The sequence below is a fragment of the Nocardia sp. N2S4-5 genome (assembly GCF_044628355.1).
Classification (GTDB): domain Bacteria; phylum Actinomycetota; class Actinomycetes; order Mycobacteriales; family Mycobacteriaceae; genus Nocardia; species Nocardia wallacei_B.
In genome coordinates this window covers 659,951-683,085 of sequence record NZ_JBIUPM010000001.1, presented here as the reverse complement: position 1 = coordinate 683,085, position 23,135 = coordinate 659,951, and the positions used below count along the sequence as shown (strand labels likewise).

General features: G+C 66.9%; 20 protein-coding genes and 2 pseudogenes. 12 read left to right on the top strand and 10 right to left on the bottom strand.

Annotation, left to right across the window (positions count from 1 at the left end):
• Nucleotides 1-81: 81 nt before the first annotated feature.
• Nucleotides 82-963 carry an alpha/beta fold hydrolase gene (locus ACFMRZ_RS03230; RefSeq protein ID WP_400177831.1) on the top strand — a complete coding sequence of 294 codons (882 nt, stop codon included), beginning with the start codon at nt 82-84 and terminating at the stop codon, nt 961-963.
• Between the two features lie 9 nt (nt 964-972).
• Here ACFMRZ_RS03230 and ACFMRZ_RS03225 read toward each other — a convergent pair whose 3' ends face one another.
• The 4 genes from ACFMRZ_RS03225 to ACFMRZ_RS03210 form a co-directional block, all read right to left on the bottom strand.
• On the bottom strand, nt 973-1,899 hold the full coding sequence (locus ACFMRZ_RS03225) for a lysophospholipid acyltransferase family protein (protein ID WP_400177830.1): 927 nt from the start codon (nt 1,897-1,899) through the stop codon (nt 973-975).
• A 110-nt stretch (nt 1,900-2,009) separates the two neighbouring features.
• The gene (locus ACFMRZ_RS03220) at nt 2,010-3,584 is read right to left on the bottom strand and encodes an MFS transporter (protein WP_280272602.1); all 1,575 of its coding nucleotides are present in this window, start codon (nt 3,582-3,584) and stop codon (nt 2,010-2,012) included.
• 42 nt (nt 3,585-3,626) lie between these two features.
• Complete coding sequence (locus ACFMRZ_RS03215; protein ID WP_400177829.1) at nt 3,627-4,256, bottom strand: hypothetical protein; 630 nt, start codon at nt 4,254-4,256, stop codon at nt 3,627-3,629.
• A gap of 77 nt (nt 4,257-4,333) precedes the next feature.
• Nucleotides 4,334-4,822 (bottom strand): LuxR C-terminal-related transcriptional regulator, encoded by a 489-nt coding sequence (locus ACFMRZ_RS03210; RefSeq protein ID WP_400177828.1) that lies wholly within the window; start codon nt 4,820-4,822, stop codon nt 4,334-4,336.
• Nucleotides 4,823-5,353: 531 nt separating this feature from the next.
• On the opposite strand from ACFMRZ_RS03210, the gene ACFMRZ_RS03205 reads away from it, so the two are divergent.
• Nucleotides 5,354-5,986 carry a TetR/AcrR family transcriptional regulator gene (locus tag ACFMRZ_RS03205; protein ID WP_400177827.1) on the top strand — a complete coding sequence of 211 codons (633 nt, stop codon included), beginning with the start codon at nt 5,354-5,356 and terminating at the stop codon, nt 5,984-5,986.
• Between the two features lie 73 nt (nt 5,987-6,059).
• Here the strand turns inward: ACFMRZ_RS03205 and ACFMRZ_RS03200 are convergent, their stop codons facing one another.
• Nucleotides 6,060-6,404, bottom strand: a complete 345-nt coding sequence (locus ACFMRZ_RS03200; protein ID WP_400177826.1) for an alpha/beta fold hydrolase — start codon at nt 6,402-6,404, stop codon at nt 6,060-6,062.
• Between the two features lie 361 nt (nt 6,405-6,765).
• Here ACFMRZ_RS03200 and ACFMRZ_RS03195 point away from each other — a divergent pair, with 361 nt between their 5' ends.
• The 5 genes from ACFMRZ_RS03195 (at nt 6,766) to ACFMRZ_RS03175 (ending at nt 12,629) form a co-directional block, all read left to right on the top strand.
• Nucleotides 6,766-8,592: an FAD-dependent oxidoreductase gene (locus ACFMRZ_RS03195; protein ID WP_400177825.1), complete on the top strand. Its 1,827-nt coding sequence runs from the start codon at nt 6,766-6,768 to the stop codon at nt 8,590-8,592.
• 236 nt (nt 8,593-8,828) lie between these two features.
• Nucleotides 8,829-9,779, top strand: coding sequence for a TIGR03620 family F420-dependent LLM class oxidoreductase (locus tag ACFMRZ_RS03190; protein WP_400177824.1), 951 nt, complete (start codon nt 8,829-8,831; stop codon nt 9,777-9,779).
• 1,017 nt (nt 9,780-10,796) lie between these two features.
• Nucleotides 10,797-11,387 (top strand): DNA/RNA non-specific endonuclease, encoded by a 591-nt coding sequence (locus ACFMRZ_RS03185; RefSeq protein ID WP_400177823.1) that lies wholly within the window; start codon nt 10,797-10,799, stop codon nt 11,385-11,387.
• Between the two features lie 26 nt (nt 11,388-11,413).
• Nucleotides 11,414-12,010, top strand: coding sequence for a hypothetical protein (locus ACFMRZ_RS03180; protein ID WP_400177822.1), 597 nt, complete (start codon nt 11,414-11,416; stop codon nt 12,008-12,010).
• A 160-nt stretch (nt 12,011-12,170) separates the two neighbouring features.
• Nucleotides 12,171-12,629, top strand: a complete 459-nt coding sequence (locus ACFMRZ_RS03175; RefSeq protein ID WP_400177821.1) for a hypothetical protein — start codon at nt 12,171-12,173, stop codon at nt 12,627-12,629.
• 112 nt (nt 12,630-12,741) lie between these two features.
• Here the strand turns inward: ACFMRZ_RS03175 and ACFMRZ_RS03170 are convergent, their stop codons facing one another.
• Nucleotides 12,742-13,959, bottom strand: a complete 1,218-nt coding sequence (locus ACFMRZ_RS03170; protein WP_400177820.1) for a PucR family transcriptional regulator — start codon at nt 13,957-13,959, stop codon at nt 12,742-12,744.
• Between the two features lie 380 nt (nt 13,960-14,339).
• On the opposite strand from ACFMRZ_RS03170, the gene ACFMRZ_RS03165 reads away from it, so the two are divergent.
• Nucleotides 14,340-14,591, top strand: coding sequence for a hypothetical protein (locus ACFMRZ_RS03165; RefSeq protein ID WP_400177819.1), 252 nt, complete (start codon nt 14,340-14,342; stop codon nt 14,589-14,591).
• Here the strand turns inward: ACFMRZ_RS03165 and ACFMRZ_RS03160 are convergent.
• Complete coding sequence (locus tag ACFMRZ_RS03160) at nt 14,575-14,778, bottom strand: hypothetical protein (protein ID WP_400177818.1); 204 nt, start codon at nt 14,776-14,778, stop codon at nt 14,575-14,577. The genes ACFMRZ_RS03165 and ACFMRZ_RS03160 overlap by 17 nt on opposite strands.
• A gap of 143 nt (nt 14,779-14,921) precedes the next feature.
• Here ACFMRZ_RS03160 and ACFMRZ_RS03155 point away from each other — a divergent pair, with 143 nt between their 5' ends.
• A complete protein-coding gene (locus ACFMRZ_RS03155; protein ID WP_400177817.1) occupies nt 14,922-16,226 on the top strand; it encodes a class I SAM-dependent methyltransferase in 1,305 nt (434 codons plus the stop codon).
• Between the two features lie 115 nt (nt 16,227-16,341).
• On the opposite strand, the gene ACFMRZ_RS03150 is transcribed toward ACFMRZ_RS03155, so the two are convergent.
• Both ACFMRZ_RS03150 and efeU read right to left on the bottom strand, forming a co-directional pair.
• The gene (locus tag ACFMRZ_RS03150) at nt 16,342-17,574 is read right to left on the bottom strand and encodes a Dyp-type peroxidase (protein WP_400177816.1); all 1,233 of its coding nucleotides are present in this window, start codon (nt 17,572-17,574) and stop codon (nt 16,342-16,344) included.
• A 28-nt stretch (nt 17,575-17,602) separates the two neighbouring features.
• A complete protein-coding gene (gene efeU, locus ACFMRZ_RS03145) occupies nt 17,603-19,672 on the bottom strand; it encodes an iron uptake transporter permease EfeU (RefSeq protein ID WP_400177815.1) in 2,070 nt (689 codons plus the stop codon).
• A 128-nt stretch (nt 19,673-19,800) separates the two neighbouring features.
• Here efeU and ACFMRZ_RS03140 point away from each other — a divergent pair.
• A pseudogene (locus ACFMRZ_RS03140) lies at nt 19,801-20,388 on the top strand (DUF4328 domain-containing protein); the annotation flags it as partial.
• Between the two features lie 512 nt (nt 20,389-20,900).
• A pseudogene (locus tag ACFMRZ_RS03135) lies at nt 20,901-21,332 on the top strand (hypothetical protein); the annotation flags it as partial.
• Between the two features lie 270 nt (nt 21,333-21,602).
• Here ACFMRZ_RS03135 and ACFMRZ_RS03130 read toward each other — a convergent pair.
• Nucleotides 21,603-22,151 (bottom strand): TetR/AcrR family transcriptional regulator, encoded by a 549-nt coding sequence (locus tag ACFMRZ_RS03130; RefSeq protein ID WP_400177814.1) that lies wholly within the window; start codon nt 22,149-22,151, stop codon nt 21,603-21,605.
• 165 nt (nt 22,152-22,316) lie between these two features.
• Between ACFMRZ_RS03130 and ACFMRZ_RS03125 the strand changes: the two genes are divergently transcribed.
• Nucleotides 22,317-23,114: an alpha/beta fold hydrolase gene (locus ACFMRZ_RS03125; protein WP_400177813.1), complete on the top strand. Its 798-nt coding sequence runs from the start codon at nt 22,317-22,319 to the stop codon at nt 23,112-23,114.
• Nucleotides 23,115-23,135 lie beyond the last annotated feature (21 nt).

Sequence of the window (23,135 nt, the reverse complement as noted above, 5' to 3'; positions counted from 1 at the left end):
ATACGACCATACCGCAGCCATGATACGGTCATATCAGCTTATGTGATACGTTCATACCAATATGCGGCGAAAGGTTCCGTCATGCCGAAGATCGGTCGATTCACCAGCGCGGAAGCGGAGGCGGCATTCCGGCACGCCTACGACGTCGTGGCCGCGAAATGGCCGGTGCCGTCCACGAGTGCCGATGTCGAAACCTCTTTCGGCACAACGCGAGTGCGCAGTTCGGGCAGCGGCCCGGGCGCGCCGATCGTGCTGCTGCCCGGCATCGGTGGCAATGGCCAGGTGTGGTTCCGGTTCATCGAGGAACTGGCGCGCGATCGCGTGGTGTACACGCCGGATGTCATCGGGTGGGCGGGGCGGTGCGTGCAGACCGCGCCGCTGCGTACGGCCGAGGATGTCGCGACGTGGATGGGCGAGGTGCTCGACGGGCTCGGCGCGGACCGCGTGCATCTTGCCGGGAACTCCCTGGGAGCCTGGCTGGCGGGCGCGGTCGCGGTGTATCGCTCCGACCGCCTGGCCAGCCTGACCATGCTCGAGCCGAGCGCTTCGACGTTCGCCAAGCCGCGCGCGCGTCTGCTACTCAAATTCATCGCCGCGGGGATACGGCCCAACGCCGAGCGGATGCGGAAGTTCAACAAATGGCTGGTGCCCGGATTCGACATGACCGAGGACGAATACGCGCTGGCCGTCGCGGCGCTGAAGTTCCGGCCGGCGATGCCGTGGGACCGCCCGTTCACCGACGAACAGCTCGCCGCGATCACCGTGCCGACACTGGTGCTCTTCGGTGCCGACACGGTCGTCAGCGATCCGGACCGCGGCGCCGCCCGCGTCCGCCGACACATCACTCGCTCGGATGTCGAAATCTATCCCGGCATCGGACACGACCTGCTGTGGGCGAATCCGGAGCAGGTACTCCCCCGCCTGCTCGACTTCGCCGGCAACCATGATCCGCTCCGGGCGTAACCGGCAGGGCTACAGGCGCAGCGCGGTGCGGGTACGTCCCCAGAGTGTTCGGCCGCGGTCGCGCTCGCGCTCGGCGAAGAGGAAGGCGAATTCCTTCTCCAATGCCTCGCGGACGACCGACTGGAGTTCGGGGGCGCGATCGTCCGGGCCGCGCCACTGTGCGGCATCGATCGGGGCGCCGAGGGAGAAGTAGAACCGTTGCGGTTTGGGCAGCAGTGTCGGGCCGAGGCCATGGAACAGCGGCGGCACCGGGTTCTGCCGCGGACCGGCCGCACCGAGCCGCCGCAACGGCCACATCAGGGCATGGTGGCCGTCGATCACGATGTCGAACGCGTCGTTGGAGCCGATCATCGCGATCGGGATGATCGGGACGCCCGCCTCGATGGCCATGCGCGCGAATCCCGTGCGGCCCTCCCATTTCAGCACGTACTTCTCGTGCTTGCGCCGGAACGCCTCCCGGGTGCCGCCCGGCAGCACCATGACGATCTCGCCGTGTTCCAGCAGGGCCCGGCAGATCTCGCGGGTGCCGCGCACGCCGCCGGTGCGCTGCACCAGTTTTCCCATCACCGGCTTGTCCATGAGCCCGTGATCGGTGATGCCGCGCACCAGGCGCCCGTGCCGGCGCAGCACCTCGTGGATCAGCAGCGGACCGTCCAGCGCGACCAGCGAATGGTTCGCGACCAGCAGTGCCGGGCCGTCCGCGGGGATGTTCTCCAACCCGTGGAACCGCGGACTGACCCAGGCCCGCAGCGGTGCGGTGATCACATCGATCAACCGCATGTCGTTGCGGCCGACCTCGATCGACAGCGGCGTGCCGTCCTCGAGTGCCGTCCGCCGCGGTACGGCGGCTGTGGCCGGAGGCCGCGCGGGCTCGATGCTTGCCTGCGCGGTGCCGGTGGTCTTTTCGGAACCGAATGTGTCAGTGGTGCAAGTCATTACGTCCCCAATCCGTAGCGTTGCCAAACCGGATATCCTGAAAGATATTGCAGCGCAGCGAATTTGGGTATGTAACAGCAATCACCGGAGTAGGGGCTTGATGCCTTCGCTCAGTAGGCCGCCTCGTGTTCCGGCTGCACCTCGACGTCCGGAGCAGCCGGGTCCAGGACGAAGTCGCGCCGGCGGATCAACAGCAGCGCCGCTACACCCCCTATCAGGCAGGCCACGCTGCCGATGGTCACGACACTGTGGAAGCCGGTCAGGAACGCGTCGACCGCCGCCTCGCGCACCGCGGCGGCCTGACCGGCCGGTACGCCCTCGACCACGGAACGGACGGCGCCCGCCGCCACCGCATCCGAGGCGGCCTCGGCTTGCTCGGCGGGCAGACCGAGCGTGTCGGAGAGGTCCGATTTGATCGATGCGTGCGCGACCGCACCGAGCGCCGCGATCCCCAATGCCGCCCCCACCTGCTGGAACGTCTCGTTGGCGCCGGACCCCATCCCCGAATCCTCGGCCGAGACCAATGCCACGGCCGCGTTCGCGCGCGGCGGATTGAACAGGCCCATACCGAGACCGGTGATCATGAAGGGCACGAGCGCACCGGTCCAGCTGTCGTTCGCGTCGATTCCGAGCAACAGCAGGAACCCGACCCCGGACAGAATCAGCGCCGTGCCGATCAACACGTTCATCGGCAGCCGGGCGCTGAGCACACCGCCCGCCACGGCCGCGACGAACAGCATGGCCGTCAGCGGCAGGAATCGAACACCCGTCTCGATGGCCGAATGACCGAGCACCCCCTGCATCCACAGCACGCCGAACAGGATCGCCGGCAGCACAGCGAAGTTGATCGCGAACGTCGCGATGGACAGCACGTCGAAGGTGCGGTTGCGCAGCAGTCCGAGGTCCAGCATCGGATAGCCGGTCCGCAGTTCCACGATCACGAAGGCGGCCAGCATCACCACGGAGAGCGCCAGCGAGACCAGCGTTGTCGCCGACGTCCAGCCGACGATCGGCGCGCGAATGATTCCGAAGACCAAGGCCACCAGCGCCACCGAGAACGAGACCACCCCGGCGTAGTCGATCGGATGCTCGCGCCGGCCCGCGCTCTCGGCCACCCGCGTCCAGACCACGATCAATGCGAGCACACCCAACGGCACGTTGATGAAGAACACCCAGCGCCAGTCCAGCTCGGTCAGCGCACCGCCGATGAGCGGCCCGGCGGCCACCGCGACACCCGTGACGGCGCCGAAGATTCCGAACGCCGCGCCGCGTTCCTTGCCGTGGAACTCGGCGGCGATGAGTGCCGGGCCGATCGCGTAGAGCACCGCTCCGCCGATCCCCTGTACGGCCCGAGAAATATTGAGCACCAAGGGCTCTCCCGCGAACCCGCAGGCCGCGGACGCCAGCGTGAACAACACCAGTCCGGCGGCGAACAACCGCCGCCGCCCGATCCGGTCACCGAGCGACCCGGCCGTCAGCAGGAACGCGGCCAGCCCGAGCGCGTACGCGTCGATCACCCACTGCATGTCCCCGAACGTGGCCGTCATGTCCACCTGAATGGCGGGCAACGCGACGTTCACCACCGTGATGTCGAGCAACAACATGAACGTCGCGACCGACACCGTCGCGAGGGTCCACCAACGATGGACGCTCACGGCGGGAGCGTCCGGTTTCAGGGCTGCCATATCGACCTCCATCGACATCGGTGTGGTTGCGGGCTTGCGGAGTCAGTTCGTCGAGTACTTGTCGAGCCAGTCGGACAGCGGGTCGAAAATCCGTGCCGGAGACTCGGATTGGCCGAGCAGATGGCCAGCTCCCGGGATGATCAGGGCCTTGGTTTCCGGCGCCGAGCCGAACCCGGCCAGTGCCTGGTCACCGCCCGTGGACCAGCGATCCCGCCCACCGTGGAGAGCGAGGACCGGCACCGAGATCTCGCCCGCCCTGGCGAGATTCAGCATGGCCCCCGGCGTCTGGCTCAGCAGGTCGCCGCACGGCAGCTGATTCTGTAGCGGCAGGGCGGCCGCGACGACGGCCGGATCGGCGTCGGCGAAGTTGTCCGACTCGAACGCGGCACGTCCCGGATCGAAGTACACGTATCCCGTTGCGCCGGAGCCGGATTCATGTGCCCCACCGCCACTCGCGCACTCCCCGGCCGCCGCCGCGACACGCGGCAGCACGTCGGCGGTGACCCCTCCATCCGACCACGCCATCAGGATGAGCGAGTCGACATCCCGGAACGTGTAGGCCTCGGTTTCGGCGAGCTGCGCGCCGTTGGAATGGCCGGCGAGGAACACCCGCTCGAAGTGCGGAGCGGGGCCACTGACCGCGACCCGCACGGTCCTGTCCAACCTGGACAACGACATCATGGAACTCGACGAAGCGGCGTTCTGAGCGAACGTCTCCTGGAGAGTCGATCGGTGCCGCGCGCGAGTGCTCACTGCTCGCGCGACGCCGCCTCGCCTCGTTCGACGACCGCACGACAGCGATTGACGGCGTCGATGCGCGACACCGCGCCCAGCTTCACGAAGATGCTCCTGAGGTGCCGTTTCACCGTGCCTTCGGTGATCGACAGGGTATTCGCGATCTGCCGGTTGGACATCGCGCCGGCGACCAACTCGAGCACCTCGATTTCCCGATGGGACAAGTTCCCGACGTCGGATTCGTCTGTGTTAGTGAGGAATTCCCTCGGAACGTTCAGCGTGACCCTGGTTCCCTCCGTCGTCACGCTCCGGATCGCGCTCGTCAGCTCGCTACGGGAGATGTCCTTGTGCAGGAAGCAGCGCACACCCGCCGCCAGCATGTCGTAGAGCACGGTACCCACATTCGTCGGGCTCAGGACGGCGAGCGCGGCTTCGCGCCGCGCATCGATCAACGATTGCGCGACCTCCACCGGACTCTTTCCCGCGCCGTCGATATCGAACAACACGACATCCGGGCGCAGGAGCGAGATCTTTTCCGCCGCCTCACCGCACTGCACATCCGACACGACGATGAAATCATCTTCAGTGATTCGCGCATGATCTCCCGGGTAAGCGAATGCTCGCCGACAATCAGAATACGAACAACCCGTTCGGCGTCGGCGTCCTGGCGTACCGCCTCCGGTACCGCCGCACATATCGTAATAGACGGGCGATCTCTCGAGTTGTACATCGAACGCTCTGATTCGCTTGCTCGCCGGCCTTCCATAAACTCCCCCTCCGCACCCTGGCTGCGGCCATTCGCGACATCATCGTCGACCCGCGCCGATATTCTCCGATCGCTACCGCGACCCATGCGGCAACAATATCCGGAATAATTACGCATCCGCCTCGCACCGAAGTATCGACCTGCCGCGCGAACCGAAAGGATAAATGGTGATGGTTTGATAATCCGAAGTCGCGATACCAAGGGTGTCCGATCCCAACGCTCGCCGCTGTCACAGCTCACGTTGTCCAGCCGTGAGAAAGGAGGGCACGTGCCGCAGACCAGCCCAACGACGAGCGATCGGACGCCGGTGCGGAGACAGGCCCGGGGCCTACGACGCCGTGAGCAGATCTTGACCACCGCGGAAGCGGTATTTTCCGAAGTCGGATTCGACCGGGCCACCACCAATCATATTGCCCGGCGCGCCAATATCTCTCCGGGTTCGCTGTACCAATTCTTCGGAAACAAGGAAGAAATTGCGTGCACACTTCTCCAGCGTTACGTTTCCGAATTGGAGGAAGCCCGCGCCGCCGCAGTGGGGACGGCCGGGCAGCCGGAACACGATTTGGCACAATTCCTGGAACGTTCCGTTGATCGAATGGTGATGTTCCACGCAGCGCATCCCGGGTTTATCCCGCTGTTCATGCGACCCGATAATCCGCCCGAACTGCGCGAGGCCATGGCACGGCTACAGCAAGCCTTGGTCGCACGCGTCCACGAGGTACTGGCCGCGCGAGCACCACACAAGTCCGAAGCGGAGATCGACCGTTACACGCTGATCGCATTGCAGATCGTTCGCGGCATCCTGCCGGTGATTGCGGAATCCCGAGAGCCGGAGCGCTCCCATCTGACCGCGGAGCTGAAGCGCGCACTACACAGCTACCTGACCGCGGTCCTCAATTAGTGAGGCGGGGCGGAGTCCGTCAGCTCGTCGGTGTGGGTTCACAACGAGCCTACGAACGTCGCGGTCTCTCGGGTCACATCCGAGAGCAGTTGGACGCGGTCCAGCCCGTCCTCTTCGATGATGCGCCCGCCAGGCACAGCCCAGCCCATCCGCCGATCGAGTGACCCACTACCACAACCTCGGCAGCCGGGCTGCCGTGCCGCCGCAAGGATTCGACGAGCCCCAGCGGACGCGCCCGCAACTCATCAACAGGAGGATCGGGCGTGCCGAAGCGCGCGAAGTAGGGCGCGACCACCCGCCATCCCTCGGCCGCCAGGTCCTCCAGCAAGGGTAGATACCGCTCGGGATCGCCGCCGGCCCCAGCGGCGAACAAGACAACACGTCGAGACGACGCCGGGCCAAGTGTCAGTACGTCCATCCCCACCGACCGTAGCCCGATCCCCACGGGGCCCTGGCACTGCCCATTCCGCCCGCATCCGGGCCGCCCTCCGGCCGTCACCTGGCGGAAGCGAATCGGCAAATGTCACCGATCGTATCCGCTGGAGCGAAGCTCCGACGCACCGATCTCGATCTGACAAGTCGAAGAATTTGCATTAACATCCTCTGTGCCTGACAAGGCAACGTCACTCAAATATGTTAGTGCACAGGACTATTCGGACTCATTCACGGGACGTTGGTCTCCACATGTCCAGAATAGGTGTTCGCGTCACCGCTTAGGAAGTGGATCGAGTCGCCGACCGGACTGTGACCGACGAAACCGACAGGGAGACAACCGCACCATGCCCGAACCATCCGTTTCGCCGCCACCGGCGCATTCGTCGGTCGATCACAACCGCGCGGTCGGCCGCCGGTCACTGCTGCGGGCGACGGCGGGTGCGGCCGCACTGGGAGTGACGCTCGGTGCGCCGTCCCGGGCGGCCCCGCCGGGCGGGGCGAGGCAGAGCGTGGCCGTGTTCGGCGGTGGAGTCGCGGGATTGTCGGTCGCGCAGGAGCTTGTCGAACGCGGGTTCGCCGTGACCGTCTACGAGCGCACCGCCGAGCTGGGCGGCAAGGCGCGGAGCAATACCGTGCCCGGATCGAGTGCCGACGGCCGACCGGAATTGCCTGGGGAGCACGGCTACCGAGGGTTTCTCGGCTTCTACCACAATCTCGACGAACTGATGAAACGCATCCCGTACGGTCCCGGGCGCACCACGTTCGACAACCTGGTGCCGACCGGAACGGGTCGATTCTTCCGCACGGGTGGCCGTCCCGAGGTCACCATCGCCAACGTTGCGCGCCCGTGGAATCCGGGACTCACTCTCGCCGAATTCTTCACCAACATGCTGTCTGTTCTCGACACGTCCGGCCAGATGCCTCCCGCCGAAGCCGAATTCTTCGCTCGCAAGCTGCTCGTATTCATGACCAGCAGTCCCGAACGCCGCGAACACCAGTGGGAGCATCTGACCTGGACCCAGTTCCTCTGTGCGGACACCAAATCCGCGGAGTACAACGCTCTGCTGGCACGTGGGCTGACCCGCAATCTGGCCTCCATCCGCTCAGAGGACGCCAATGCCCGCTCGGTCGGGATTATCGGCGAAGCCTTCCTGCTCAGCCTGCTGGGATTCGGAAACACGCCCGGCGCGGTCGCGGTACGCGTCCTCGAAGGCGCGACGAACGAACTGTGGATGCACCCGTGGATCACACATCTGCGCAACTGCGGCACAGTGTTCGAGACCGGCTGGGAGGCAACATCTCTCACCATGTCCGCCGGACAACTCACCGGCGTGCTGGTGCGAAACCCCCGAGGTGGCCTACGGACAATCGAGGCCGACTGGTACGTGCTGGCGATGCCTGCCGAACGAGCGGCACCCTTGTTCACCGGTCCGGTCCTGGACGCCGACCCCGCTCTCGAAGGCGTCCACTTACTGCGCACGGATTGGATGAGCGGCATCCAGTTCTATCTACGAAAACCCTTGCCCCTCACCGCGGGCGGCACCAGCTTCGTCGACTCGCCCTGGGCCCTGACCTCGATCAGCCAAGCCCAATTCTGGAAGCGCGATATGACCACCTACGGCGACGGGACCGTCCACGACATACTCTCCGTCGCCATCGCCGAATGGACGACCCCCGGCATCGTCTACAACAAACCCGCGCGCGACTGCACCCGCCAGGAAATCGCCGACGAAGTCTGGGCACAAATCCTCGCACACCTCAACGACAACGAACCAGGACTGCTTTCCGCGGCGGATCTGCACTCGTGGCATCTCGACCCGGCCATCACCGGGACCGGAACGCCCCACGCCGCCAACGACACTCCCCTGTTCATTCAACAACCCGGCTCCTGGCAGCACCGCCCGTCCGCGACCACCGCCGTGGGTAATCTGTTCCTCGCCTCCGATTACGTTCGAACCGATATCAACGTCGCCACCATGGAAGGCGCCAATATCGCCGGGCGCATGGCCGCAAACGCGATACTCGAGCGCTCCGGCCGCACCGAACCGCCGGCCCTCATCACCACCCTCCAGCATCCACCTTTGTTCGACGCGTTCAAGGCCGCCGACAGTGACCACTACCGGCGTGGGCTGCCACACGCCCTCGATACAGAACAGCCCGCGTTTCCGTAATCGCGAGGAAGACGAGGGAGCGCGCGAATACCGCTGTGCCGCAACGCCTCAGCTTGTTCCATGTCACGGAGAAGCGCACAAACCTCTCCGAGTAGCACGCACGCTACTCGGATGCGGTCTGCCGCATCAGCGGACAGGCAGTGACCCTGAGAGCCCCCTTGCGTAAGCGGAGTGTCTCTCCATATAGTACCCACTGAAGCGGAGAAATCTCTCCGATACTGGCGGGAGGGTCAGGGATGACAACAGTGACCGAGGCAAGGCAGCACCTGGGACGAATCGGCGTCTGGCTGAACAACGCGCTCACCGCGACCGCTCCGGCCGATGAGCAGCGGCGAGCCCTGGCGCGGATCGAACAGCTGGGGTATGGATCCGCGTGGACCGGCGAAAGTACCGGCGGCAGAGACATTTTCGCCAAACTCGGCATCTGGCTGGCGGCCACCGACCGGCTGGTGATCGGGTCCGGGGTGGCGACCATGTGGGCGCGGCCCGGGATCACGATGGCCGCCGGCGCGGCCACCCTCGCCGAAGCGTATCCGCAACGGTTCGTCCTCGGAGTCGGCGTCGGATTCCCCAGGCAGGCCGCGAGTGTCGGGCGGCAGTACGGCCGCCCCCTGACCCGCCTGCGCGAATATCTCGACGAGATGGACACCCAGCCGGAGGCAGCGCTGACACCTTCGGCACCCCGCGCCGAAATACCGTATCCCCGAGTGCTTGCCGCGGTCGGACCGAAGATGCTCGCCCTGGCGGGCGAACGCGCCGACGGCGCCCACCCGTACGCGTCACCGGTCGCCACGACCGCACAGGCACGAGCCATCCTCGGCCCCGGCAAACTGGTGATCCCGGAGCAACTCGTCATCTACCACCGCGACCCGGCACAGGCCCTCGCTCGAGCCCGCGAATACCGCGCGCAATCGCTCTCGGCCCTCCAGGTGATCGGCGGCGCCGCCGGTTCACCCTACGGCCGCAACCTGATTCGCCTCGGCTATACCGCCGAACAGGTCAACACGGTGAACGACACGGTCATCGACGCCATCATGGCCCACGGCGACGAATCCGCCATCGCCACCCGCCTACGCGAACACCTCGCCGCAGGAGCCGACCACATCCTCATCAACCCCGTAGCTCCCGACCTATCCACCACCGTCGACATTCTCGAACGCCTGGCCCCCGCTGTTCTGCACCTCTGAAACCGTCCAGATCTGCCTCCCAAGTGGGCACACCAATCCCCCATCGCTTCCTTAGATCTGCCCGCAATTCGAGTGGTGAGCCCAAGCGGTCACCAAGGGATCGTTAAGGATCGGCGGTCACTCTGACCTCCTCGAAACGTTCGAGATCGAAATTGTTTGGGGAGACAGACAATGCGGGAGATCAGCGTGCTTGCCGGTGTGCGGCTGCGCCCGAGAAGCGCCACATCCTTATCTACGACGCCATCCCATGCCGAGCCCCGTCAGGTCGACATCTTCGTGCGCGTGTTGGCAGTCCTGCTCGTGTGGCTGGCAGCCCTGGCGGGACTGCTCGCACCGGCCGCAGTGGCGGAACCGGTGGATTGTGCCGCGCTGGTCGGGCAGATCCAGGCCCATAATCAGGCGGCAGCGGCCCATAACGCGAACCCGCCGAACCCGAAGGATCCGGCCGCGGTCGCGGCCTACAATGCCGAAGCCGAACGCGGCAATGCCGAAGCGGCAGCCCTGAATGCCCAAGCCCAGCAATGCCGTTCACAAGGCCACGACGTCCCCGACGTCGGCGGCGCACCACCACCGAACACCCCCGCGCCCGCACCGGCTCCCGCACCGGCACCGGCTCCCGCACCGGCACCGGCTCCCGCACCGGCACCGGCTCCCGCACCGGCTCCTGCACCTGCACCAGCACCTGCACCAGCACCTGCACCTGCACCTGCACCGAAGGTGCCCGGCCCGCCGGCACCCGCCCCAGGACAGGGCGCGCCCGGGTTGAAGGCATCGCCCGCGGCTCCCGCCGCGCCGGTCGTAACACAGCCGCTGCCGGTCCCGGTGCGGCCCTCGCAGATCCTCGCGCCGCCGAGCATCCGCCCCGGCACCGCCTACAACCCGGCCTCCGCGACAGGTGCCACACTGAAAGCGCCCTCACCCCTGCCCGGTAGCGTGGCCTCGAACCCGCGCTTCACCCCCGCCCCCACCGAACCCATGCAAGCACCCGGACTGAATACTCCACCCGGCCAACCCGGCATGACCAGTACCCAACAGGAATTCTTCGCCTCCGCACCCCGGCTCCTCGATATCGGCAAAGCCGTTCCGACACCTTCGAATTCGGGCAACGGCCAGGTCTACCGACTCCCGGATCTCACCGGCACCGGCGCCACCAGCAACAGCGGCCCCGCCCTCTACGCCGGACCCGGAAACACCCGCGCGGTCGCCGGACCCCTCGACGCACTCGGCCGCCCCACCGGCTCCTACGGCTACCTCGACGCCGCCGGCGCCAAGAGCCCCCGCACCGGCGTCCCCACCATCGATGTCCCCGGCGCGACCGGCGCCTACCAGCGCGGGCACCTGTGGCCCAACCAATACGGCGGCCCCGGCAACATCCCGCAATTCCTCGCCCCCGAACTCGGCGCGACGAACACCGGCGCCATGCGGGTCTACGAGCAGTACCTCGGCAAAATCGTGCAAGGCGCCGTGGACGGAGTTCCGGCACAGAACGTCACCTATTCGAAGGTGCCGATCTACACCGACGACAAGGTCATCCCCGACTACTATCTGCTCCAAGCTTGGGGAGACCAGGGCTGGAACCTGCCACCGACCTACGTCCAGAACTACTGACACCGGCACAGGAAGACACCGAACCGATGACCGCACTGGATGACCTCACCGCTCTCCTCCCGCCCCCACCCGGCGCAGGCGCCGCCTTCGACTGGACCACCGTCGAACAACGCCTCGGCATCACCGCACTCCCCGACGATTTCAAACAACTCCTCGCGGCATACGGCGACGTGCGATTCTGCAACGCACTGCGCCTGTTCCGACCCGCCACCGAACCGTGGCTCGACCTCGCCGAGGCCACCTTCGCCGCACGAGAACCCCTCGCCGACACCGAATTCGGCGAACCACCGGCCGACACGCCCGCCGGAGTATCGACCGACGCGGCAACCCTGATCCAATGGGGCGGATCCTTCGGCGGCGACTATTGCCTCTGGGACGCCCACCACCCCGACCCAGCACAATGGACCCTGGTATTCACCGACGCCGACAAATTCGACTGGGGCTACTACCCCGGCACCGTCACCGAATACCTCCGCGACTGGCTCACCCGCCGAGCCACACCCATCCCCCTGTGGAACCTCGATACCGTCCTCCCAAACGGAGCCCGGCCGTTCTGCGAAATCTACGACCCCACCGACCCAGTAGCCCCCGTCACCGCCCGCGTCGACGCCAGGGCGGGCTGACCATCGCCGGCAGGGCTCGAGGTCTGCGGGCATGAGTATTCTCTGACATCCTTATCCGCAGGCGATGTTGGAATACTTTGCGCCCCAAGCATATCCAAGGAAGAGATGAAGCATTACCGCGTCGTGGGCACGGGGGAAACGCTGACGGGAAGGAACCTGCGTGGAGGACGATGAACGTCGGGTGTGGGAGCTTGCGGTGGGTCTGGGGCTCCCCGACGCCACCGGATCCGGTGCCCTCGACGGGGAGGGGATCCACCCGATCGCGCTGCTGCTGGAAGAGAGCGCCCATCGGATCCGTGGGGTGAACCGCATCCCCTGCTTCACCGCATTCGGGCCCGTCGTGGAACTCGACGAGTTCGCTCTGCGAGCATGGGAGGAATTTCACGACCCCGCACGTGTTCCGGTCGAATGCCGCCTCAGTGTCTATGTGACCGATACCGAGCTGGACGAACTGGTGCGTACGGTCGTGGACGATCTCGGCCTGGATCACGAGGGCAATTCGACAACGGTCGACCGGAAGGTCACTGTGGGCCTACGGCCCATCTCGTTGGAGTTGCACGAAAACCGCTTCTACCAGCACCTCGTCCATCAGTACGAAAACCGCTCCGACGCAACCTGATACAGCCCGATCAGATCGGAACTCGGACGGGCCGATCATCCGTCGATGTGCGGCAATCGTGACAGGCTCTCCCCGAACGTGTAATTCCTGCGCTCGGCCGCCCAGGGCACCGTTACCGCGCTCCGCTACTCGTTGCGGTGAGGTCGGGGAAGGCTTGGATCGCTTGGAGGGCGGCGGCGAGTTCGGCGAGTTTGAGGGGGTCGTCGAGGGTGGTTCCGAGGCGTTCCTCCAGGCGTCGCATTCGGTACCGGACGGTGTTCTCGTGGCAGTACAGGACGCGTCCGGCTTCGGCGGCGGAACCTTGGGCGTCGAGCCAGGCTCGAGCGGTAGCGATATGGGTGCTGCGGTCGTTGTCGGGTAGTTCGAGGATGCAGCGCAGGACCCGCCAGACGAAGGAACGGGTGTTGTCGGGGTTGCTGATGATGAGGTCGCTCAACGGCGTGTCGGGAAGTTGCCTGATGCCGGTGGTTCCGGCGGGCAGACTTTCCATCGCGACGCTGGCGAACCGGGCAGCGCGAGAAGTCCGGTCGAGACGATCGAATTCCGGGCTCACGCCGACGCGTGTGGTAGCAGCGCCCGCGACGATGTCGAAGATGTCTTCGGGTGTGCGTCGCCGGTTGCGGTAGACGATGCCGATCTCGCGGTCGTGCTGGGAGCGCCATGCGGAGGCGATGTCGCGGCAGCGCAGGCGTTCTTCCAGATGGAGCAGCGCCTCGCCTTCCAGGGGAGGCACTTCCGCGATCACCACCAAAAACGGGCCCTCGAAGGGGATGCCGAGCAGCTGGGAGATTTCCCACGCGGTGTACTGGTCGCTGAGTGTGCCGTCGACGAGGGCGGCGACCAGCGCGGAGCGGCGCCGGTCCAATGACACCGCGCGGGCGGTCATCTCCTCGCGATACGCCTCGGTGACGGCGTTGGCGAATTCGTCATTGAGTTCCCAGATGCCGGCCACGGCATCGAGCAGAGCGTGGGTCTCTCGGGGGCCGGCCGCGCGGGCGGAGTCGAGCAGCCGCTGCCACAGGTGCGCGAAACCCAATCGGTATGCGCGCAGCACCTCCGGCAACGGCGCACCTTGCGCGGCTCGCGCACGCCCGCTCGCCCGGGCGCTCTCGTGTTCGACCGTGTCTGGGCGCTCGAGCTGGCTCAGGCTGCGCGCCAGGTTCTGACGGACCGCCGACCATAGTTGAGTGCGAGTGACGAGGGCATCCTCGCTGTAGATGCCGATGTTGTCCTGGATGAGTGTGGTCACCTCATCGGTGAGTTCGTCGAGTTGTTCCCGGAGTGATGCCGCCAGCCGGGCAACGATGGTGTTCGGGTCGCGGTGCCGCACGGAAGGCGATGCTAGCGTGCGCTTCCAGCCCACGGGTCCTGTTGCCGCCGACACACTTCGCGAGACCACATTGTCGCCGGGAACATAGGCCTTCCCGGCGGCGACACCGAGAATAGGTGCACCGTCCGACCCCCACGGATACGAGGTCGGACGGTGCAGGGCTCCGCCGGATCAGCACGAGGTGATTCGCCGGAGAGCTTTCCGGAAAGGGCCGACACTGTCGGGATACGGCAGCCCAAGCCACCTTCGCGCAGCGTCGGCCCTTCTCCATCAGCCACAACGGCACAGCGGCGAACGCGATCACCGGCACGCGGCCCTCGACATCGGGGCGGCGGAATTCGAACGAGGGAGGAACGGGATTGCTGAGGTCACGGTCGGACATGTTGCATTTCGTGGAAGAGGTCAGCGCCCGCTACGGATCTCTCGACGCGTTCTTCGCGCAACTGCATACCGGAGTGTGCGACGCCGACGAGGAACCCACCGTCCAACTGCCGATCGTCACCGACTACCTGCCCGCTGCCACGGCATGGTCGGCGAGCGATCTCGCCACCCGCCAGACACCGCCGCCGTCCGGCGGAAAGCATCGTAAGACAGCAGCAGCCGCGTGGGCCCGACTCACCGGACGGCCATGAGCTTGGGGCCCATCCCCACCGGCGGTGCTGCCAGCCCGGCGCGCACGACAACTGTCCCGTCGTCCTCGACGAGATGACTCGCCAGGCACACTGCGGGCAGCGCGTCGCTGGTGAACAGCACCCGCCCGAACGACGCTCCCGGGAGCACATGTCCCCACGCGGAATAGGGAGCGAACAACACACTCACAAGCCCACGTCATCGGCCCCGGCGCGGCTCCGCACCAGTGTGCACCGTGCCGCGCATCAGGGGTGGACGGTGGGGCCCACTGCCCGGACGACACACCGGCGACAGAGGTGTCTTCGGCGGCCGGGGAGCTGAATAGTGGTCGCATGGGCAGTACAGTCGCGGCGACATTCGCACCTCTGCTGCGGCTCGCGTTCGGGTCGCGGCCGCCGCTGCGTTTCGAGTTCTGGGACGGCAGCGTGGTCGAGTCGACGGGCGAGTGTCGCGGAACAATGCGTATACGGTCGAAAGATGCGCTGAGCCATATGGTGTGGGCACCCGGCGAACTCGGAATGGGCCGCGCCTTCGTTTCCGGCGCCGTGGATATCGAGGGCGATATCTTCGAGGTCCTCCGTCAGCTGCAGTCCGCAGTGCCGGGCGACGCCCGCTTGGGTGTCGCCGGAGCGTGGCGCGCGGTCAGCGCGGCCGGGCGGCTCGGGGCACTCGGCCATCGCCCGCCGCGGCCACGCGAGGAGGCACGACCACGTCGTGGCCGGCGGCACACGCGGAGCCGGGACGCGCGGGCGATCAGCCATCACTACGACGTCGGCAACGAGTTCTACCGACTGGTCCTCGGTCCGAGCATGACCTATTCGTGCGCCCGATTCACGACCGAGGACGATGACGGACGCGGCCCCGCCGATGCGAGCGTCTCCCTGACCGATGCCCAGCGCGCCAAGCACGATCTGATCTGCCGCAAGCTGGGCCTGGCCGAGCGGCCGGGCATGCGCCTGCTCGATGTCGGATGCGGATGGGGCTCCATGGCGATGCACGCCGCCACGACGTACGGCGCACGGGTCGTAGCGGTCACGATCAGCAGTACTCAGGCCGAACTCGCACGCCGGCGAGTAGCCGATGCCGGCCTGTCCGGCAGCGTCGAGATCAGCTTGTCGGACTACCGCGACCTGCGCGGCGAACAGTTCGACGCCATCTCCTCGATCGGCATGTTCGAGCACGTCGGAGCGAACCGTGCCGGGGAATACTTCGACAAGCTGCACTCCCTGCTCCGGCCCGAAGGACGCCTCCTCAATCACGCCATCTCCTCCATAGGCGGATCCACGATGGGCGATCGGTCCTTCGTCGGACGCTATGTCTTCCCCGACGGAGAACTGCGCGATGTGTGCGATGTCGTATCAGCAATGGAGCGCGCCGGTTTCGAGGTCCGTGACGTCGAGGCGTTGCGGGAACACTACGCACTGACACTGCGGAAATGGGTCGCCAACCTGGAAGAGAATTGGCAGCAAGCGGTTTCACTCGCCGGGGAGGGACGTGCGCGAATCTGGTGGGTGTACATGGCGGCCTCGGCCCTGGGATTCGAAGACGGCGGGCTCGGGCTGCATCAAGTACTGGGTGTGGTCCCCGATTCACAGGGCCACTCGGGCATGCCCGGAAATCGACGGGCGTGGAAATGATCTCGAACCCCACAGTCGGCTATATCCGGCATCCTCCGACTTGCCTTGCACACATAGGTAAACCGTCAGGGCTGCAACCCAGTCCGGGTGGATCTGGTAGCGGGCCTACCGACGCTCAGCCCAGCAGCGCCCGGGCGTACCAGTCGCTGCTGTCCACCACGCCGGGCAGGGCCAGGAAGTACCCGCCCCCGAAAGGCTGGACGTAATCGGTCAGTGGCTCGTCCACCAGACGGGTCTGGATGGTTTCGAACTGGCGTTGGATGTCCTGCTGGAAGCAGGTGAAGATGTGGCCGGTGGCCATGTTGCCGTTGGGGTCCAGGCCGAGGTCGTAGTTGTAGGAGCGGCGGACGAGTTGCTGGCGGTCGGTGGCGGGGGTGCGTGGATTGGCAAGGCGGATATGGGAATCCAGCGGGATGATCGAGCCCTCGGGGTCGGCGGCGTAGTCGGGGGTGTCGAATTCCTGGTTGCCGTCCAAGGGTGCGCCGGAGTCGCGGCGGCGGCCGAACATGTTCTCCTGCTCGTTGATCGAGACGCGGTCCCAGAATTCCACCAGCATCCGGATCAGGCGGACCACCTGATAGCTGCCGCCGCGCGCCCACTCCGGAGCGTCGTTGCCGAGCCAGATCAGCGATTCCGCGTCGGCGCCGGTGGGATTGGCGGTGCCGTCCTTGAAACCCATCAGGTTCCGGCCGGTGCCCGACGGGCGCGGGGGCGAGTTGTAGCCCTCGATCTTCCAGCGCAGCTGCATCGCGCCGCGGGTCTGGCGGGTGATGTCGCGGATCGCGTGGTGGACGGTGTCGGGGTGGTGGGCGCACAGCTGGAGCAGCAGGTCGCCATGCATCCACCGGGGGTCGGGGAGGTCGTTGGGGAAGGTGCGCATCGGCGTGAGGCCGGCCGGCTTGTGCGCGGCCAAGCCGTAGCGGTCGTCGAACAGACTCGCGCCGAGGCCGGCGGTGACCGTGAGCCCGTCGGCGAGAACCTCGGGACCGAGCACGGCGCTGTCGGCGGGCGGTGCGCCGATGCCCAGATCCGGCGGGGTGCCACCGGCGGTGAGAGAGCGGGCGCGGCCGGTGAGCGATTTCATCAGCTCGGCGAGTTCGTCGCGATGGGCCACGGTGACGTCGAATGCGGCGTAGCAGGTGGCGTTCTGCTTCTCCGCGGGGCCCGGGGTCAGGATGCCCGCCTGATGCTCGCCGTGGAAGGGGTAGGTCGGCGCCGCGGTGGGCCGGTCCGCCGCGGCGGCCTCGGCGTCCTTGTGCGCGCCCTCGACGAGCATGCCCGCGGTGAGTGCGGTTCCGGCGGCACCGGTGGCGGCGCCGGAGAGGAAGCGGCGGCGGCTGACATTCATCGTTCGGTGTACCTGTCGTTCGTGGCGGTCAGTGGGCGACGGGGACTTCCAGCAGTCGGGGGACCCGGGCGAGGTCTTCCAGCGCGGCGCCGAGCGCGGCGAGGACCGCTTGCCGGGCGCTTGGCGGCGTCTGCGGGGGTGCACGCCAGTGCCCGGCGTCCTGGGTGGCGAGCAGTGCCCGCTGCAGCGTGTCGAGCCGACGCGTGAGCGTCGGACGCAAATCCGGAGCGCGGGCGTCGACGAGCGGGCCTACCGCGTCGAGAACCGCCCGGGTGACCTCCACATCCGCGAGCGTCACCGGGTAGGCGCTGCCCGATCCCTGATCGTCGATGCCCGAAACATGGTCGCGCAGTGCGTCTTCCAGGATCTCGTGCGCGCGCAGCGGGAGGTTCACCGCGTCGCCCGCGAGGTCCGGTGTGCCCAGATCCTTACGGACGGTGGCGATATCGGCCGCCAGCCGCTCGGTCACGGGCACCAGTTGCTCCGGTCGCTGGCCGTGCCACAGCCCGTACTCGAGCCGCCGCAGTCCGGTGAAGTCCGGATCGGTGACGCCGCCGGGCAATCCGTCGGGAAGGCCGGCGACGGCCGTGCCCGCGGCGCCGAAGCTGTTGTAGGAGGCGCCGACGTGCTCCCAATGCCACTGCGCAGTCAGCCAATCGGCCTGTGCCGCAGGGATGTCGTTGCGGCGCAGGTCGTTACCGAGTGCGGCCACGGTCTCCGACAATCGGGTCAGGGCCTGGGCGGCGTAGGCCTGGTAGACGTCGTTGGGGCCGGTGAGGTCGTCCTCGGTGACGCGCTGCACGGCCGGGGGCGCGTCGGGCGCGTCGCCGGTCACTTGGACCGTCGCCGAGGAGGTCGTCGGCGTTCCGGACATGAGGCACTGGATCCGGTAGCTGCCGGTGGCCAGGGTCGCGGTCAGGTCGGCGGTGGTGGCGGGGCCGAGGGTCTCGATCTCGCCGATGACCGCGCCGCCCGCGTCGACGAGGTTGATCTCGCCGGCCTTCTCGGTCTTGTTGTGCACCGCGAAGGTCTGGGTGCCCGCGTGCGCCGAATTCCATTCTGGCGCACAGGCATCCGCCGTCACCGACACGGTCTGCACCGCACCCGCGCCGCTCGACGGCAGCAACGCGATCGCGGTCGCCGCGGCGAGGACCGGGATCAGCACGAGTACCGCGCCGACCAGGACCGGTCGCGGGCCCGCCACCCGCTCCCACCGGTCCGGCGGGCGCGGTGTGTCCTCGGTCGCCACGGCCGGTGCGGTGCGGCCCGCGCGCAGGAACAGCGGGATCACCACGGCCAGGTAGCCCAGCCAAGCGACCACTTGGAGCATCGTCATCTTCGGCGTCAACTCGGTGATGCCGGTGATGATCGATACCCACCACGAATTCGGGTCGACGTGGGTCGTGAAGTCGAAGGCGATCCAATGGGCGCCCGGCAGGATTCCGGCGTCCTGCAGATCGCCGAGCCCATAGGACAGCACGCCCGCCGCGATCACGATCAGGACCAACGCCGTGCGGTTGAAGAACGTCCCGAGGTTGAGCCGCACGGCCTGGCGATACAGCAGACAGCACAGGACGACAGCGGCGATCGCGCCCAGCGCGGCGCCGATGAGCGGGGCGACCGTCGTGCCGGAGGCCTTGACGGCCGTCCACACGAACAGCGTCGTCTCCAGCCCCTCGCGCCCGACGGCCAGGAACGCGGTGATCGCCAGCGCACCGGCGCCGATGGTCGCCGCCCGGGCGACCTCGCCGCGCAGATGTCCCGACAGCGACGCGGCGGTGCGGCGCATCCAGAACACCATCGCGGTGACCAGCCCGACGGCCAGCACGCTGAGCACGCCGCCCACGGTCTCCTGCGCGGAACTGGACAGCACGCTGGTGGAATAGGTCAGCACCGCCGCGAAACTGCCCGCGAGCGCGAGCGCGGCGATCAGGCCCAGCCACACGGGCGACGTCGACGCCGGACGGCCCGCCGTCGAGGTCTTGCGGACGGCTGCCAGCAAGATGGTGACGACGAGCCCCGCCTCAAGTCCCTCACGCAGACAGATCAGAAGGTTCGGTAGTGCTTCGGCCCAGCTCACCGACCAAAGGTAAGGCATGCCTATTCGCCAGGTCCAGCTTCGGTCGCTACGACAAGCTGTAGCGCCACGCGAGCAGGCCGGGCATAACGCGCGGTTCGAAACGGCCACAGTCGCATTCGTGTTGCGGTCGTGTGCAACACGATTTTATGGGACGGTTTGTCGGGCCGCGGCGTGTCAGCGTTGCGGTTGCTGGAGCCGGAGGGAGTGGGAGAATGTCGATGGGGTGGGACGCCGATATCGCACGCGGCGGTCGACACGTGCGTCCGATCGGCGTGATCGGGGTGTGGGCAATCATTTTGATCGCGGGCGCGGTTGGCATGATGTTCGTGAGCGCGATCAACGACTGGATAATCCTCGCGGATTTCGAGGAGAGCTGGGGTCGGCCGGGCGCGGCCGGCACGGAGTGGGAGTCCTATACCTGGGCCGGAATAACGGCTCTCCTACTGCAGTTCGGCGCGGGCATCGCCGTCATCGTCTGGCTGTGGCACGCGCGCCGCAATGCCGAAACAATGTGCGCCGCACGGCATCGACGCTCCCTCGGCTGGGTGATCGGCGGCTGGTTCTGCCCTGTGGTCAACCTCTGGTACCCGCACATGATCATGGCGGATGTGTGGCGTGCGAGCGACCCGCGAACGCCGCCGGGGGCGCCGGATCTGCGTGGGCGGCCCACCGGCGGGTGGGTCACGGCGTGGTGGCTGTTCTTGCTGATCGGCTGGGTGCTCGGGTTCGTGGCCGTGGTGTTGAGCATTCCGGCGACGAGGGTGGAACGGACCGGCGGTTATGTCATGTACGGTTACAGCCCGGTCGGCGGGTTCGGCCTGATCGCAGTGGAATTGGTCCGCGCGGGCGTGCTCGCGGTCTCGGCATTCTGCCTGGGAGCCGTTATCGTCCAGGTGCGACGCTGGCAGGAAAGCCGCCCGGCCCCTATCCAAGCATCCCCGCCGGGACCAGTGCCATTCGTGGGGCCCGGTGCGCCGACCGGCCCGCGCACTCTGCCGTTGCGGTACGTCGACCCGCCGTCGATCGGCCCGTACACGCTTGTCGGCCGACTCGGCTCCGCCTCCGTCGGCGATGTCTACCTGGGGCGTGCCGGTGACACGCTCGTCACCATCCGGACCGTGCCCCTCGACCGCGCTGCCGGTATGTGCACTCGCGACGAGCTTGCCCGCCTCTTCGCCGCGGCGCGAAGGGTATCCAGTGACTTCACCGCGACAGTGCTCGACGCGGACGCCGAGGCTTTGCGGCCGTGGATAGCAACCGAGTACATTCCCGGACCCACACTCCAGGATCTGGTGACCGAGCGCGGTCCGCTACCGCTTCCGACAGTCGACTACATCGCCACGGGAATCGCCCACGCTCTCTTCGCTATCCAGGAGGCGGGCCTGACACACGGCGCCTTGAGCCCACATTCGGTGATCATTACCGAAAAAGGCCCCCGCATAGCCGATTCGGCATCCCCACACCACATCCCGAGCCGTCCGCATTCACCGCTCCTGAACGACTCTCCGGCGAACCAGCAGACCCCGCAGCCGACGTGTTCTCCCTGGGCGGTGTGCTCGCATACGCGCTCACCGGCCGTGCTCCGTTCGGGACCACGAACGACCCGAACCTACTGCACCGCATGACAACTCAGCCGCCGGACCTCTCCGGCATTCCCGAAAGTCTGCTCCGTTTCGTCATCACCGGCTGCCTCCACGAACAGCCCGGCGACCGCCTCACCACAGCTCAGATACTCAGCCAGTTCGCAACCACAACATCTCCGACATCACCACCCCGGCAACCGCTTCCACCATCGATGAATCGGACCGACCCATCCGAATCCGATTGGAGCGACCGTGTCCTCACCGTCGTCATTGTCGCCATCGCGGCGATCCTGGTAGTCATCGCCATCGTCATCGCGGCGGTGGAGATCATCGGCTCCGACGAGGCCGATCGCGCCGAGCAACAGTCACGACCGGAGGAATCGGCGCAGCGCGTCACGCACGGACGATTGTCGGCGACCGGCCTCGAGTTCCAGCAGCGCGGCTTCGGCGACCAGCCCGCCCCACAGTCGCGCACCGGCCGCGGGGTGCTGCCAGCCCAATGCGTCGAAATCCGGTTCGGTGAGTGCGGCATTGGCGGCGTGGCGCGCGTTCACCTCGTCGGCGATCAGCGGATCGGCCCGGACTTCCAGCAGTAGCGCTTTCACGCCACGATTGCGCAAGCAGGTGTCCAGATAGGCATATGTTCCCGTCAGCAGGCGTTCCCGGCCTGGCGCGATGTCGCCGATCGCCGCATCAATATCGGCCTGTAAGCGCTCCTGGAATTCGCGGTACAGGGCGAGCAGATAGTTTGTCCGCGAGCCGAAGTGGTGGAAGAACGCCCCTTTGGATACGCCGAGTTCGCCGACCAGGACGTTGACGCTGACACCGGCCAAGCCGACGCGTTCGGCCAACCGCAGACCGCTCTCGACCAGTGCGGCACGCGTGCGGGCGGCGGATTCTTCCCTCAGATTCATCGCGATTCAACCTAACCGAACACCACATCGTCCGATCGACCACCCGAGGGATCGTTACTCGCTGCTCCTTGTGCGCTTCGGCCCAGACCCGTACTTTACAACTTGACCGACCGATCGGTCAGTGAACGACCGACCGGTCACGATCGCTACGCAGCGGGAGCACAGATGTACACACTCCAGACCTCAGCAGGGCCGGTGGCCTACGACGACCTCGGCGCGGGACCACCTGTCGTAATGCTGCACGCGAACCTGCACGACCACCACGATTTCGATCCGATCGTCCCGGCACTGGCGCGAGAGCATCGGGTAATCGCCGTCGACTGGCCGGGACACGGTGCGTCCGTGGCGAATTCGGCGGTGACCGCGCCGTTGCTCGCCGACGTGCTCACCGAGATCGTCGACTCCCTGGACCTGACCCGCGCGGTGTTCATCGGCAATTCGATCGGCGGGTTCGCCGCCGCGCGCCTGGCTCTGGACCATCCGGATCGTGTCGCCGGGCTGGTCCTGGTCAACCCCGGCGGATTCGTCCCGCGGACGGTGTTCACCCGGGCCTACTGCCGGGCGTACGGTTCCCGGCCGGTAGCCCGGTGGCTGCTGCCGTACCTCGTCCCCTACTACACCAAGCCGACGAACGACCATGACCGGGCGCTGGTCGCGCGGGCAGTCCGCGCCGGCGCCACCGAGCACGGCCGGGCCGTCTACTCCTCGCTGTGGCGCAGCTTCACCGATCCCGCCTTCGACCTGAGCGCACGCGCGGGCGAGATCGCGGCGCCCACGCTCATCGTCTGGGGCCGGCGGGACCCGGTCGTCCCGGAGAGAATCGGCCGGAAGACTCACGAACGTATCCCCGGTTCCCGGATGGCCGTGCTCGACACCGGGCACGTCCCGTTCTCCTCCGCGCCGCAACCATTCCTGGAGATCGTCCTACCGTTCGTGCGATCCAACCAGGCTGCCGCCCAATAGTTTTGCGCTGCCTCTCGACCC